This is a genomic window from Acinetobacter sp. CIP 101966 (genome assembly GCF_000369725.1).
In the GTDB taxonomy this organism is placed as follows: Bacteria; Pseudomonadota; Gammaproteobacteria; order Pseudomonadales; family Moraxellaceae; genus Acinetobacter; species Acinetobacter lwoffii_Q.
On the sequence record NZ_KB850162.1, the window covers coordinates 6,151 to 19,453 of the forward strand.

A 13,303-nucleotide genomic window follows, 5' to 3' on the forward strand; every position below is an offset into this window, starting at 1 on the left:
TGATGTGACAAAACCTGAATCCTGGTCGTTAAAGTGTTTGTTTGCACTCATATTTTAACTGTTAGGACTCAGGTTTTTTTATTTAAAGCAAACTATGGGACAGCAGTGGCTTTTGGAGCCGTTTTTTTAGACCCTATGATTAACCACGATTGTTTAACTAATATGAACAAAGTCGTGAAACATTGCTTAAATAATAGGCGTGGAACGTGAAAAATCATAAAAAAAGCCCGAACAGGGATGTTCGGGCTATAAACTAGAAACTACAGCATTGATTTCTATAGATAATTATAACGCATTTCGTATAAGGTGTATTATGTTAATTTTAGAAAAATTAATAAAAATGATGTTAATTACTAGTAATAACCCGAGCTTTAAAATCATCAATATTTTTGCTCTCATCAAAAATTTTGAAAAAATTTAAAGCGATTTGTCTTGCTTCATTTGAAGATGCTCTCCAATGGGCAGGATGAGGCATTCGAAGTACTAGAGTTTCATTATTCCAGATACGCATATTAAATTTATCTATATGTTCTCCAGCAGTTATTTTTTCATTGCTTAATAGTTCTAAGCTTTTTTCTAGTTTAGGAAAATTATTATGATATTGACCAGTGAAAAAAATAACTTTAGGTTTTAAACGTTTTATTTGTTCAGATAAATTTTGAATAGATAATTTTTCTAGATATGAGGAAATTTTTTCATATTCAGATTTTTTTCTGAGCCCATTAAAAGACTTTTTCTTATAGTCAAATAAGTAAAAATTTAACCACTGTACTGGTTCATTATGATTAACCTCTTTTATTTTCTTCATAAATTGATGAAAACGACTTCGCGTAGCGGATTGTTCATATAACTCACCATAGCGTTTTTTACTGTTTTGAATGATGTTTTCTAAGTTTATATCGTCATTTAAAAAATTTTCTAACCGCCCTTGCCATCCCTTAGTCTCTTGACCAATTAATAGTACTTTATTCTTAGATGAATCAAATAAAGGGTCAAAATTGGGAATAAATGGATAGCTTAAATCATGTAAGCATTCTTTCTCAGCAGGAGGCAAATTATTCAAATGCTCTTTTAATTGAGCTAATTTTGAAGTGTATTCAATCATTAATTTTTGTCTCTTAAATATTAATCATTAGACTGATTACTTAAAAAGTTAAGCTTAATTGTTAGATCACCATTCTGCCCTATATCGAATGTATCATCAGGGTCATCAGTCTTTAAAAAAAAGACCATATTTTGTTTCAGTAAGTTCTCAAGTTCATCTAGTTCAGTCTTTGTTAATTTCTCAGAAGTTGTATAAGTAGTAAAACCAAAAGCCCCTTTTTCATTAGCTCTAACTTGGCTCACATGTTCTAAAATTTTATTAGAAAGATTGATGGCTTTTGCTTTACCTTCTCTTTCATTTAGCTCTATTGCTCGATCTCTTAAAACACTTTCCAATTTAGCAGGGATAATAAACCATGAAGGGTTTCCCATAGCTGAAGGATATCCTTTTGGTGATTCTTCAGATCCATTCCATCTTAAAGCTAATTTCTCAACAGTTTTCCCTGATTCATCAGCCCAGTTTAAAACAGCAATTGAAAATGATTCTTCAGCACCATCATAGAGGACATGGACTCCCTTTACATTTTTTCTAGGGGTTCTTACATCTTTAGGAAGAACATATGTCATTAGATATTTCCTTTTATATGTATTTGTATATAATAAAACATATAAAATTTTACATGTAAATAACTACGTAATATGAAAATTGGAATTTTTTGGTATTGGAAAGATGAGGTATTAGGGATTGCACATGATTTTTGTCTTTCAGATATCGACTCTATAGGCTTAGCTGATAGTAATTATGCTCATATCGAATATTGGAAAGTTCTTCAAAGTAGAAATAACGATTTGAAATATATGGAATATGAAGAAGTTCCAAGAGGAAGAGCTATTTTTAATTCAAACGTAAATAAACTAATAATTTATTTGGACAAAAGCCTTTTAATACGCTCTAAAATTGAAAAAATTACTTGCTTTTTTGAGGCTGACTCTGAGCAAATAATTATTAAAAGGGATCCGCATTACAAAACAAAATAGTTCCATTTAACATAATGGGCGTTATACGAAATGCCTTTGTTAGAACCCATTTAAAGTGTCTATATTCTCACCAATAAAAATGTCTGGTTTATGATGGTTTTTATCACCATGGACTGGATATAAAATATAGATGCTGATCACTATGTCTGATAAAGAAATTCAACGCCTTGCAGTTCTGCAAGACGTTAGAGATCATCGTATTACCCAGGTCCGTGCTGCTGAAATCCTGAATCTTTCCACCCGTCAAATTACCCGGTTATTGCAGAAGCTCAATCAAGATGGTGTCTCAGGTATGGCACATGCCAGTCGTGGTCAACCGGGTCATCGTCGCCATGACGTCCTGTTAAAATCAGAATGTCTTTCCATTATTTCTGAACATTTACTTGGCTTTGGTCCTACATTGGCTCATGAGAAGCTCAGCAGCATGTTTGGCCTGCATATCCCGGTAGAAACGGTTCGGCGCTGGATGACTGCAAATGACCTCTGGATTCCTCGATCCAAGCGCCTGAAACGTCCATATCAGCCTCGATACAACCGTGATTGCTTCGGTGAGCTGATCCAGATCGATGGCTCATATCATGACTGGTTTGAAGGTCGAGCTTCCAAATGCTGCTTGCTGGTTTATATCGATGACGCCACTGGAAAGCTGTTGCATCTGCGCTTTTGTGAGGCTGAAACGACCTTTGATTATATGCTTTCAACCCGAGCCTACATTGAGCAATACGGCAAGCCTTTAGCGTTTTATAGCGATAAACACTCGGTATTCCGAGTGAATCAGAAATCGAGCCAAGATAGCCAGATCACGCAATTTGGGCGGATTCTGAATGAGTTAAATATTGATATTATCTTCGCCAACTCACCCCAGGCCAAAGGCCGTGTGGAACGTGCCAATAGAACACTCCAGGATCGCCTGATCAAGGAAATGCGCCTAGAAGGTATCTGTTCAATTGCCGAGGCAAATGCCTGGCTGCCCTGCTTTATTGAGCATTTCAATCAGAAGTTTGCCAAGTGTGCGCGAAACTCAAAGAATTTACATCGGCCATTAACCGAATCTCATCTTGAACTGGATGATATTTTTACCTGGCAGGAACCGCGTAAGGTCACCAAGAATCTGACCCTGACCTATGACAAATGTATTTATCTGCTTGAACCGATAGAGCTGAATCATAAGCTTGTTGGGCAATATATTTCATTTCTGGAGTACCCGGATGGGACTGTGGCCCTCATGCACGAGGGACGAAAGCTCAACTACAGCATTTTCAATAAATTAGCTGGGCTACAGCAGAATGAGATCGTTGAGAATAAACGGTTAGGTACAGTTCTGGCACATATTCAGCAACAGCATGAAGAGTTGGAAAAACAGAATAAACGTTCCCGTCTCAAGAAAAGTATGCCGAGTCGTAAAGCTCAGAAAGCTGTTATTGAACAAAGAAAGTTAAATCCTGTGCTTGACTCTTGTGGTTAAAAACAGGACATTTTAAATGGTTTATCGCATAGACATTTTAATTGGTGAATAACAGCCTTTTTAAATAGTATTATTTATCAATTACTTAAACCCATAAATCCAAAACCCAAAAGATCAAAAAACAGACGTTTTAACAACTCGTGTGTTTTTTAAGCAGATTTGTAATATTTGGCCAATAAAATCGATTAAAAAATACTCAAATTCGACATTTCCCTAATGTCCACGGCCTTCCCAGGACCAAAAATATCCCCAATTTCTGGGGATAAAATTTAGGCTATTTTGTACGCTTTGGCGCACATCAATCTCGGCCCTTTGCTACTACCTGGAACAGTGGAATTTTCCTATGATCAAGTCATCAGGAACAGGATGTTCCATAACATAAAACAAAAATTATAAGTTATTGCACATGGACCAGAGGGTACAACAGCACAATCAGCAACGATGAAAAACCCCGGCAGGATGCCGGGGTTTTTTATTTCTAAGATTAATCCTTAATTTCTAAATTTCATTCTGAATGTGATGTGGTTCCGTTAATTAGACCACTCAATCTAGTTTTATAAGTGATAAATCCGCTCTAAATATTTAAATTATGCTGCCATTACTTTTGGTAAATGTCGATCTCCGTTGGGGTATACCCATATAATATCCATTATATTCTTAGCATTTTTCTTTGGTTTAAAAGCTATTAACGATCAAAAATTTTATCTAAACATCAAGAATGATGCAGGTTGTGGTGGCATGGGCATATAATTTGCCATCAGGCCCTACAATTTTGCCTTCAGCAGTCGCTGTTCTCCGACCAGCATGAATGACTTTGCCTTCAGCCCGTACTAAAGGTGTTGCCACTGTCAAAGCTCGCACCATATTTACTTTTATCTCTAAAGTTGTGTAGGTTTTTCCTGCTGGCAAAAGGGTATGGACAGCGCAGCCAACAGCGGAATCTAAAAGCGTGCAGAACCAGCCGCCGTGGACTGTACCTAATGGGTTGTAATGATGAAGCTTTGGACGCCCTTGAAAAACGGCAATACCTTTTTCCATATAAATAGGAGTGTAGTCGAGCGTTAGACCAATAGGAGGATGAGGCAGCTCTCCTGCAAACATAGCATTAAAAATGTCCATACCGCTGCGAGTGGTTAAGTCTGATAATGGAATGACGTCAGCGTCACCTAGCTTTTCTCTAATGAGTGCTTCTTCTGTTTCCCATGTTGCTATAGTTTCTTCAACATTCATTTTCAATTCCTTAAAACGATAAATAAGATGTTAGCTCATTCTTATAAAGACCAAAGTTTTATCAATTAGTGTTCTTAATGCCCACTTTTATTTTTAAAATACATCGTTACATAGCCGATTAACCAAAAAGCACATATTGCTTGAAACCAGATAAGACTGTGCATGGTGATCGTCATAATATTATCAGTCTTAACGTTGTAGTGTAGTAATGACAATAAACCCATCAAGGCATACAAATAAAGCCACCAATGCCCCTTGCTCATCTGGCTTTTGACAGCCACGATCAAGCCGTAGATACCGATTGGTGTCATGACGAACCAAAAAGCATCTACCAGATGAGGGGATAACCAATCAGGCTCAGGATAGTGATCAAAATGAACCACATTATGAACATAGTGCAAAATGCTCGAGAACACATTAAGTAATACAATAAAAATCAAGGTTTTACAATGTTTGTAACGATTTATCATGGTGTACCTTGTTGATCGTCTCTAAAATATCTTGCCAAATATGAGTGTTTTTACTTCTAAAATAGCCAAAATGCCCAATTGATTGGTCTGATCCCTTGCTAATGGTATAGCGTTTAAAAGTGATGGGTTGATCGCTAGTCACATTTTTCCAAAAATTATGCAGGTTGCGTTCAGTACAGATTTCATCATCATCGGCAGTGAAGACGAAAGTTGGCACATTAAAATTCTTGTAAGTCCCAAGGGGAATGGTTTTCCCATAGAATTTATCCGAGAAAAACAGCTCTTTTTCTCGGCACCAAGCACCCCATTCCTCTGTAAAACCAGCTGGCAAATCTTCCATGAGTTTGAAGCTTTTAGCCGGCACATAATTAAAGACTTTATTACTAAGCGGTGCTAAAAAACGGAAAAAGAAGTTAGCCTTAAGACGATAGCGAAGCGGCATATAGCTAAAGTATCCTGCTGAGACAGCCACTGCGATTAAAGCATCCAATTGATCAGCATTATGAGCAAGGCCAACTTGTTGACCTCCAGCGCTATGCCCTACGCAATACAAGGGTAAGTCATTGAACAGGCGCTTGGCTGTATCGATAACAGCTGGAATGTCGTACCGTCCGATATCAGAATACTGATAATGACAATCCTTTAGATGACTCACTTTAGAATCGCAAAACCCTCTGTAATTCCATAGAATGACATGGAAACCATGCTCTCTTAAATATTTAGCAAAAGGTAAATAATAAGAAGTATTGGTAGCGGTTCCTGGGTTTATTAGAACAACGGCTTTAGGATTAGCAGCTTTATAAAGAGTTGCACGCAGCTCGACGTTATCATCCGTCAATATATTAATATCCATAAAAAACCCTACTTGTTGTTAATTAATGGCTACTCTAAACTATGGATATTACTCCATAGTCAAACGTTAAGTGAGCGTGCTCGATAATGAATACAAAAGAATTAACTGAAATAGTCGGATTAAGCAGAGATACAATTCGTTTTTATGAGAGAGAAGGGTTGATATTGCCACCATCTAGAACAGCTAATGGCTATAGAGACTATACTAATAAGACAGTCGACCAGCTTAATATGATCTCCATGGCGAAAGAGTTAGGTTTTACCTTAAAAGAGATTAAAGAGTTAACAGAGCTACTGTATACAAACAACCTGACCCAATCACAAATGGGTGAAAAGCTTCTAGAAAAAAACAAGCAAATTGAAGTTAAGATTCTAGAGTTATCTAAAATGAAAGCGTTGATAGATGATGCATTAAAAGGCATGTGTGAATATAAGGATAAGTTGGCGCTTTGAGACCTTCCTAAATTTTGTGTAAGTATTTAATCTAAACGTCAGTTACACAGAATCTGGGATGGTCTCCAGAAACTGAATTTAAAACAATCTACTGTAACTCTTCCAGACAGATATGAAATTAATCCACCCCTAACCCTTTAAACACCGCATCCACCGGATCTGCATAGAAGCTGGTCTGGAACTTGGTAAACAGTTCCACAGGAATCGTTGGGATATCTGCCGCACTACTCATTGGTAAAGCAACCTTCTTGGCACCCGCATCAAAAGCAACTTGCAGACATTCGGCAATACTTTCCACCGGTGTCACTGAACCACCCAAGCTCATATCACCCAGTACCACCATCTGACTTTGTACCGATCGTCCTAACAGGCCTGAAGCGAAAGCCACTAAACTTGGCAAGGCAAGATGGCTGAGCGGCCCGGTATTCTGTAATTCCACCACATGTAAGTGGAAGTCATGTTCCAGCACCTTACTGCCCCCCGAGATCCGGGATGCATTGGCCTTGAAGTAGTCAAAAGCAATCTTGACCTGTTCTTTGGCACTGCTTGAATTCCATAAACCAGATGTCGCCAACTTTCCTGAACCTTTAGTGACTTGAAGTTCTAAGCGGTATAAGCCTGGCATGCCCTTATTACTGAGGCCAATGGTATACAGGAAACCTGGTTTAGCAGGACCTTCGGGAATAAGTCCACCTCCACCCTGCTCTTTTACCGAAACAAAATGCTCTTCTAGGGTGTCATTGTCGATATAGCTAAAATGCACATCATAGAATTCCATCCCTCCAATTTTCTTCAGCTGTTCTTTGACCCGACGGCGCACCTGCAGTGCATATTCCAGGCATTGCCGTACATCTTCTTTGTTAAACTGACCATGTGGGTAGAGCAGCTTCATCAATCCAGAAACCGTCTTGCGAACGGCGATCACATCACGCTGATTCAGGTTATTCCCTAGCTTGAAGTACTTCTCCATGGCATCCGCAAAACTACGCTTACGCATTTCCCGGAAGAATTCAGCCAGATAATCAACGATTAGACCATAACGGTTGGTAAAGAATTCCGGACGCATTTTTGGAATTTCCCAACCCGGGATATAGGCATGAAAGCGATCAAAGAATGCTGAATCGATCATTGCTTCAGGAAAAGGAGCCAATAAGTGGCTAGTCTTCACCAAGGATTCAACACTTTGGTTAATATTACCCACAAAAACCATCGAAGCTGAGGCTTCCATCTGTTCACGACCACGGGCAAAAGATCCTGAGGCCATGTAGTCTTTCATGATCTGTACGCCATCTTTGTCCTTAAAGGAAATACCGGCGACTTCATCAAAAGCTACCACATCCCATAAGCCCACCAGACCAATACGGCGGCTACTCATGTTATAGAACAGGTTGGCGACAGTCGTTTGCCCACCAGAGACTAAAATACTATTCGGTGAACACTCTTTGTAAATATGGCTTTTCCCGGTACCGCGTGGTCCCAGTTCACAAACGTTATAGTTATTTTCAACGAACGGAACCATACGCGCTAATAGGTGCCATTGCACGTCCTCTTTTAACGAAGCCGGTTCCATGCCGATGGAACGGATTAAACTCTCGCGCCACTGATCCGTGCTTAATGCTGCTCGTCCGTTGAACAGCTCATCCATATTCATATTCGGCATTTGAATCGGCTTGAGTAAACTCACCCCAAATGGAGAACTAGTCTGTCCTTCTTCAAAATAATAACTGAGCGTAGCAATGACCCAGATACCACCAACAAGTAATTTTTCATACTCTTTGACGATGCCTGCCGAGATTTCGGCATCTTTGATACCCAGATTACTAAATGATGCTTCGTATTTGTCCTTACGCTCATTCAGCTTTACGGTCACCCGATCAATGACCTTATAACTGCCCCGTTCACGAACCAGGGATTTCACCTTCTCAGCTTCATCAGGACGGACGTAGTTCTCAGCCAGTACGGTCTTTACGTTACGTAGTCCCTGTTCAATGATCTCTGGATCATCCGAGGCACAGTACATCCCCAGCAGGTATTCGAGTACATAGACAGGGACATTGGCCCCTTCTTTGATCAGTTTAGTCAGATCCTTACGTACCACCCGCCCGGCAAAGTGTTCATTCAGCAGCTGATCCAGTTCTTTATCGTTAGCAGATTCCATGTAGGCTACGCTCTATCGTTAATTCGTTATTAGAAGAAGTCATCGGTAAATGCCAAATCAATGGTGACCTTATAGCGTTGCATCTCGATATTCAGGTCTTTGTCCTTCAGTACCAGGAAGTAATCTTTCTTACGGTCAAAATCAGTGCCAGACAATGACAGCCTGACCTGTTTGACCCGATCGGCAACAGAGTCGGTAGTGCTATCAAAAGTCAAAGTTTCTTCACTGGAAACTTTAAGATCCCCATCATAAATGGCAATGGATAAAGTCACTGGCATGACCAGCTCACTGACAGCTTCAGTTTGCATCAAATCAAACTTCTGGATGTTATTGACCATCTTCAGCGTGGATTTGGTAGAAATGACCTCAACTTTACGCTTGGTCCGCTGTCCAGCCTTTTCACCACGTAGCTGTTTTACCGTTAGTACAGGCACTACGATTTCCTGAGGCATGATGCCGCCATGCACGAAACGTGAGCCTCCTACAAAATGGAAACGGTTCGCCCCTTTTGGAATCCAGAAATCAGTCGCAGATAATGTGCCTGCCGTAGCTTGGGTTGAGCCTTTCCAGGCTTCCTTGCTCTCTGGTAAACCATGCCCAATCACATAGCGTTTTTTGCTCTTCAATGTATTGGTAGGTTTTTCAGTCAAGCTTGAACGATCCGCAGATTCCAGTTTACTTTGCTGGAACAAGAAGCCATGGTCGGCTGTAATCAACAGGGTGGAAATATTGAAGTGCATTAAAATTTTACGGCTGAGTTCAGTCAGCTCTTCAATAGCATGTTCCACCGCCATAAAGGTCTCAGATTCTGTCGAGGCACTGTCACCGCGTGCATCAATCACGTTGTGATAAACGTAAATCAGCTCATAGTCTTTCAGCGCTTCACGGCCTTCATCACGCGACCAGCCTTTTACCATTTCAGCGGTTACTGCCAATCCATTATAGGTAGCCAGAATTTTGGATCGTGCTGCAGTACCTTTGCTAGATTGCCCATCTACTAAAACATCATCCCCTGCGGCCTCTTTGTACTCCAAAGTCTGATGCGGCAACAACGAGGCCATGCCAAGTGTGGTGTAACTTGGTACGACACCCAGCTGTGAAGACAAGGTCGCTTCAGAATAACGCTTTTCATTAATACGATCACGCAGCTCTACCGCAGCTTCATAGCGAAAAGCATCACTGATAATTACCACAATACGGCGTTTCGTTGCAGAACTGAGTAAGGGTCTGACGTGAGTATCGTAGAAGTTCTGCTGATTTGGGATATCTGCCACTTTCCAGACATTCAAGCGTTGCTCAGCTTCTACACGCTCACCCCAGTTACGTGCCAAGTGGTCAATAAACCAGTAGGAATAGCAATTTTCGACTTCTTCATCGAGTTTTTTCAGGATATCGACATGAGCGCGTTGAGAAGCAGCACTGTAGTGGCGATAGGCCATATCAAAGCGATACAACTCCTGCTCGTAGGCTTTATACAAGGCTTCGCTAGAGTCGAAATAGAAACCGGCATCAAACAGCAGTCGCAGGCTGAACAGCTCAATCGCTGCCTGCAACGCTGTATAGACGGTACGGTATTTACGGCGGGTTGCATCGTCCTTATGTTTGGAAGCCCAATAGCCATCCAGACGGGTAGAAATAATCGTTCTGAAATGTTCCAGTTCAGCTTTGGCTGCTGCAGGGATATGACTGGCCAAATCAACAATGATCTTTTGTTCAATTACTTCAAAGGTCATGACATCGAGCAGCTGCTCCAGATCAAAGGCCCCGACCTTTTCTTGGATCCGCAGTGCATTTGCCACGGTCTGGGAGAGTGTGTCGAAGGTTGGGTAGTATTTGGAGCTGTCTCTCCAGCGCGACAAAAAGGCTCTGGCTGTTGCACGGGAGCTGACGGATGACATCACCAGTTCTTGAGCCCATAGCGGTATATCGCCCAGACTTTCACAGAAACCTGTGCTCATCAAACGGATAAAGAACGTACCGAGCTTGAATGGTGCTTCCCCATTCAATTCTTCAACCGATGCTGGATAACCAATTTCCGCCTGTAATGCTGTGACTAAAGCTGGCACCAGTTGGAATTTTTCCAGTTCAGCAAAGGAATCTGGATTCACTTCCAGGCTCAGATTCTGCTGTACCATTTCATCTGCCAGCGCCAGAACGATATGCATGAGTTCGGCACTGTCAGCCTTGACCACAGCCGCAATCATGGCCATGTCCAGATCCTGTGCATCTGCATCAGGCTGGATATAGCGTTTTAAGGTGCTCAGACGTGCTTTGGCTTTGAGAAATTCTTCACGTTTGGCCAGATGTTCTCTTAGACTCTGCTGCTGTAAACCCAGCTCATTGAAAATAATCGAGAAACGATCGGCATAGAAGCTGCGAGAATATAGCTTGATGTCCAGTAACCAGTCTTTTTCGGTTTCAGGCTCAGGGCTAGGGAAATACAGCAAGTATTTACCCTGCTGATCTTGCAGTTCCAGTTTGAGCTTGATCGCCAGGCTCGACTCTTCTGCCATATTCAGAATCTGGACATCATTTAGCTCTAGGGCTTTGATTTCTTCAGTAAATGACTGTTCCGCATCGTACCAAAAGACAATTCGGTGATTTTCAGTATAAAAAGCTTGGGTCAGACCTTGCTGAAGTTGATCCAGATTCATTTATTCGAGCCATCCTCTAATTTCATTGATCCAATTTGGAACAACGTGATTTCCATCTATATTTTCAATATAACGTTGAGAAAACAAAAATTTATTATTGTCTTTATCGAAGAAATCGTTCAATGCATCCCATTCACTTGTCCTTAAATCCAAAGCGAAATAAGACACCTCTTCTGTAATTTCTTCAACTGATTTCGTTAACCAATTTAATTCCTGAGGATACTGATCTTTAAAAGATAAAAGTGTTTTATAAAATGTTTTGCCAGATAATGAATTTTCGATTTCAGTAGCAGGTGAAACTGGGTTTGCTTGAATATTTACTAATTTTGTTGTTCTTGTGGTTGAACAATTAACCATTCGCTTACAGATTAAATTTGGCAATGCTTTAACGTTATAATTTACTAATTCAGCATCTGTATCAGAAATTAAAATGATTTTTCCTGTTATTTCATTACGAAAATCTTCATACGTAGTTTCCAAATAATTGTATAGTCGCTTAATTTCACTAGCTCCACCTACAGGTACAATTCTTAATTTTTTTAAAGCTATGAGATCTTCTAAATACTTACTTAGATAAATTTTTTCTGAAGTACCTTCACAGATTAGCCAATTGTAAGGTTCATTCCCCATTGCACTAGTGATTATAGATTGCACAAGATCATTCATACTTTTTAAACGGATATCAAATGGAAGTCTTCCTTTTGAAGATGCTGTCATTTGCTTCACCTGTTCACGATAAGAAGCAAGGTTTATCTGATCAAAAACATGAGTCCCTTCTTTTTTACTAATAATTGTTGCACTACCTGATTCTATTACTGGTAAAAACCCATACCAATGAGATGAAAAAATCACTTGCTTACAATTTCGACTAATATCATACAGAGCATCAAATTGTGTAAAACATGCAGACATATGCAAGGATGACTCAGGCTCATCTACTGCGATAATTAAATTTGCACCACTATCTCTATGCTTAGTTAATAAGCTATGAGCTACATCAATAATCGCTTTTTGTTTTTCGCCGGAGCTTAGTGCATTAATTTCAAGCCAATTATCTCCTTGCTTTTTATGTAATTTTCTAATGTTAAAAAATGCTTGGATAATTAAATTATAAACATCAGCTTTTTTCAGTTGCTGTTGCCTATCAGTTGGAGTTCTATAGGAATATATTTCTAACTCATCTTCCAATGTATCTAAAAAAGAATTTAGATTTCGATTAATTTCCGTAATTTGAGATGGGGTAACTTTCTGACTCAATATTTGATTCAGATTTTCTCCCATTAATACTTGGATTTCGTTTGTTTCTAATTTAGTAAAACTTTCTGGATCAATCTCACGTGGAATATAAATATATTCAATTGACTTCCTAAGACTATTTAAAAGTGGCTTAAATTTATTAAGCTCAACATCATTTAAACTTGTTCTTCCTTCCTCAATTTTTTCATCACCTAATAATTTTTCTAATAATAATGAACAATTAAAAATAGAGACAGAAATCTCTCCCTTATAATTTTCACCAAGAGGTAATAAAAAATATTCTGATATGTCTATATTACGCAGTAGCTTATTTCTATGATCTATAAAACGTTTTGTATGAGCTTTTGTAGAGGGTCCTACATCTTCTTCAGTAATTGACCATACCACATCGCTTATAATTAAAGCTTGTTTATACTCTTCAGATCCATCTACAAAACTATCTTTTTTTACTAAAAATACAGGAACGATCTGAGGTTTCGTTGATGCTTTACCACTCTTTTTAGTAACAGTATGAAAATTCCATTCTTTCCCATTAAAAAAGCAATCTAATGCTTCTAAAACAGAACTTTTACCAATTCCATTATCCCCAACAAGACCACAAAATTTATCTTGATCAGTTATGGGAATATAATTAATCCCTTGGTAAGTTTTAAAATATCTAAGAAAAATTCCTACTATCATT

At 39.3% G+C, this 13,303-nt stretch carries 11 protein-coding genes; 3 read left to right on the forward strand and 8 right to left on the reverse strand.

Going from position 1 to position 13,303, the window contains the following annotated elements; genetic code table 11:
* Positions 1–346: 346 nt before the first annotated feature.
* On the reverse strand, positions 347–1,105 hold the full coding sequence (locus tag F891_RS14575) for a hypothetical protein (RefSeq protein ID WP_004282173.1): 759 nt from the start codon (positions 1,103–1,105) through the stop codon (positions 347–349).
* Between the two features lie 20 nt (positions 1,106–1,125).
* Positions 1,126–1,671, reverse strand: coding sequence for a hypothetical protein (locus F891_RS14580; protein WP_004282174.1), 546 nt, complete (start codon positions 1,669–1,671; stop codon positions 1,126–1,128).
* A gap of 72 nt (positions 1,672–1,743) precedes the next feature.
* Between F891_RS14580 and F891_RS14585 the strand changes: the two genes are divergently transcribed.
* Positions 1,744–2,082 carry a hypothetical protein gene (locus F891_RS14585; protein ID WP_004282175.1) on the forward strand — a complete coding sequence of 113 codons (339 nt, stop codon included), beginning with the start codon at positions 1,744–1,746 and terminating at the stop codon, positions 2,080–2,082.
* Between the two features lie 130 nt (positions 2,083–2,212).
* A complete protein-coding gene (locus F891_RS14590) occupies positions 2,213–3,547 on the forward strand; it encodes an ISNCY-like element ISAba32 family transposase (protein ID WP_005264215.1) in 1,335 nt (444 codons plus the stop codon).
* A gap of 705 nt (positions 3,548–4,252) precedes the next feature.
* On the opposite strand, the gene F891_RS14595 is transcribed toward F891_RS14590, so the two are convergent.
* The 3 genes from F891_RS14595 to F891_RS14605 all read right to left on the reverse strand — a co-directional run bounded on the left by F891_RS14595 (position 4,253) and on the right by F891_RS14605 (position 6,100).
* Complete coding sequence (locus F891_RS14595; RefSeq protein WP_004282177.1) at positions 4,253–4,777, reverse strand: PaaI family thioesterase; 525 nt, start codon at positions 4,775–4,777, stop codon at positions 4,253–4,255.
* A gap of 74 nt (positions 4,778–4,851) precedes the next feature.
* Positions 4,852–5,247: a hypothetical protein gene (locus F891_RS14600; protein ID WP_004282178.1), complete on the reverse strand. Its 396-nt coding sequence runs from the start codon at positions 5,245–5,247 to the stop codon at positions 4,852–4,854.
* A complete protein-coding gene (locus F891_RS14605) occupies positions 5,222–6,100 on the reverse strand; it encodes an alpha/beta hydrolase family protein (protein ID WP_004282179.1) in 879 nt (292 codons plus the stop codon). The genes F891_RS14600 and F891_RS14605 overlap by 26 nt, the downstream gene beginning before the upstream one ends.
* Positions 6,101–6,186: 86 nt before the next feature.
* On the opposite strand from F891_RS14605, the gene F891_RS14610 reads away from it, so the two are divergent.
* Positions 6,187–6,552 carry a MerR family transcriptional regulator gene (locus F891_RS14610; protein ID WP_004733161.1) on the forward strand — a complete coding sequence of 122 codons (366 nt, stop codon included), beginning with the start codon at positions 6,187–6,189 and terminating at the stop codon, positions 6,550–6,552.
* 118 nt (positions 6,553–6,670) lie between these two features.
* Here the strand turns inward: F891_RS14610 and brxL are convergent, their stop codons facing one another.
* From brxL to F891_RS14625, 3 genes are read right to left on the reverse strand one after another with little or no spacing between them, the layout of a single operon-like run.
* Complete coding sequence (gene brxL, locus F891_RS14615) at positions 6,671–8,710, reverse strand: protease Lon-related BREX system protein BrxL (protein WP_005264219.1); 2,040 nt, start codon at positions 8,708–8,710, stop codon at positions 6,671–6,673.
* Between the two features lie 29 nt (positions 8,711–8,739).
* Positions 8,740–11,364: a BREX-1 system phosphatase PglZ type A gene (pglZ, locus tag F891_RS14620; protein WP_005264220.1), complete on the reverse strand. Its 2,625-nt coding sequence runs from the start codon at positions 11,362–11,364 to the stop codon at positions 8,740–8,742.
* Positions 11,365–13,302, reverse strand: coding sequence for an AAA family ATPase (locus tag F891_RS14625; RefSeq protein ID WP_005264222.1), 1,938 nt, complete (start codon positions 13,300–13,302; stop codon positions 11,365–11,367).
* Position 13,303: the final 1 nt, after the last annotated feature.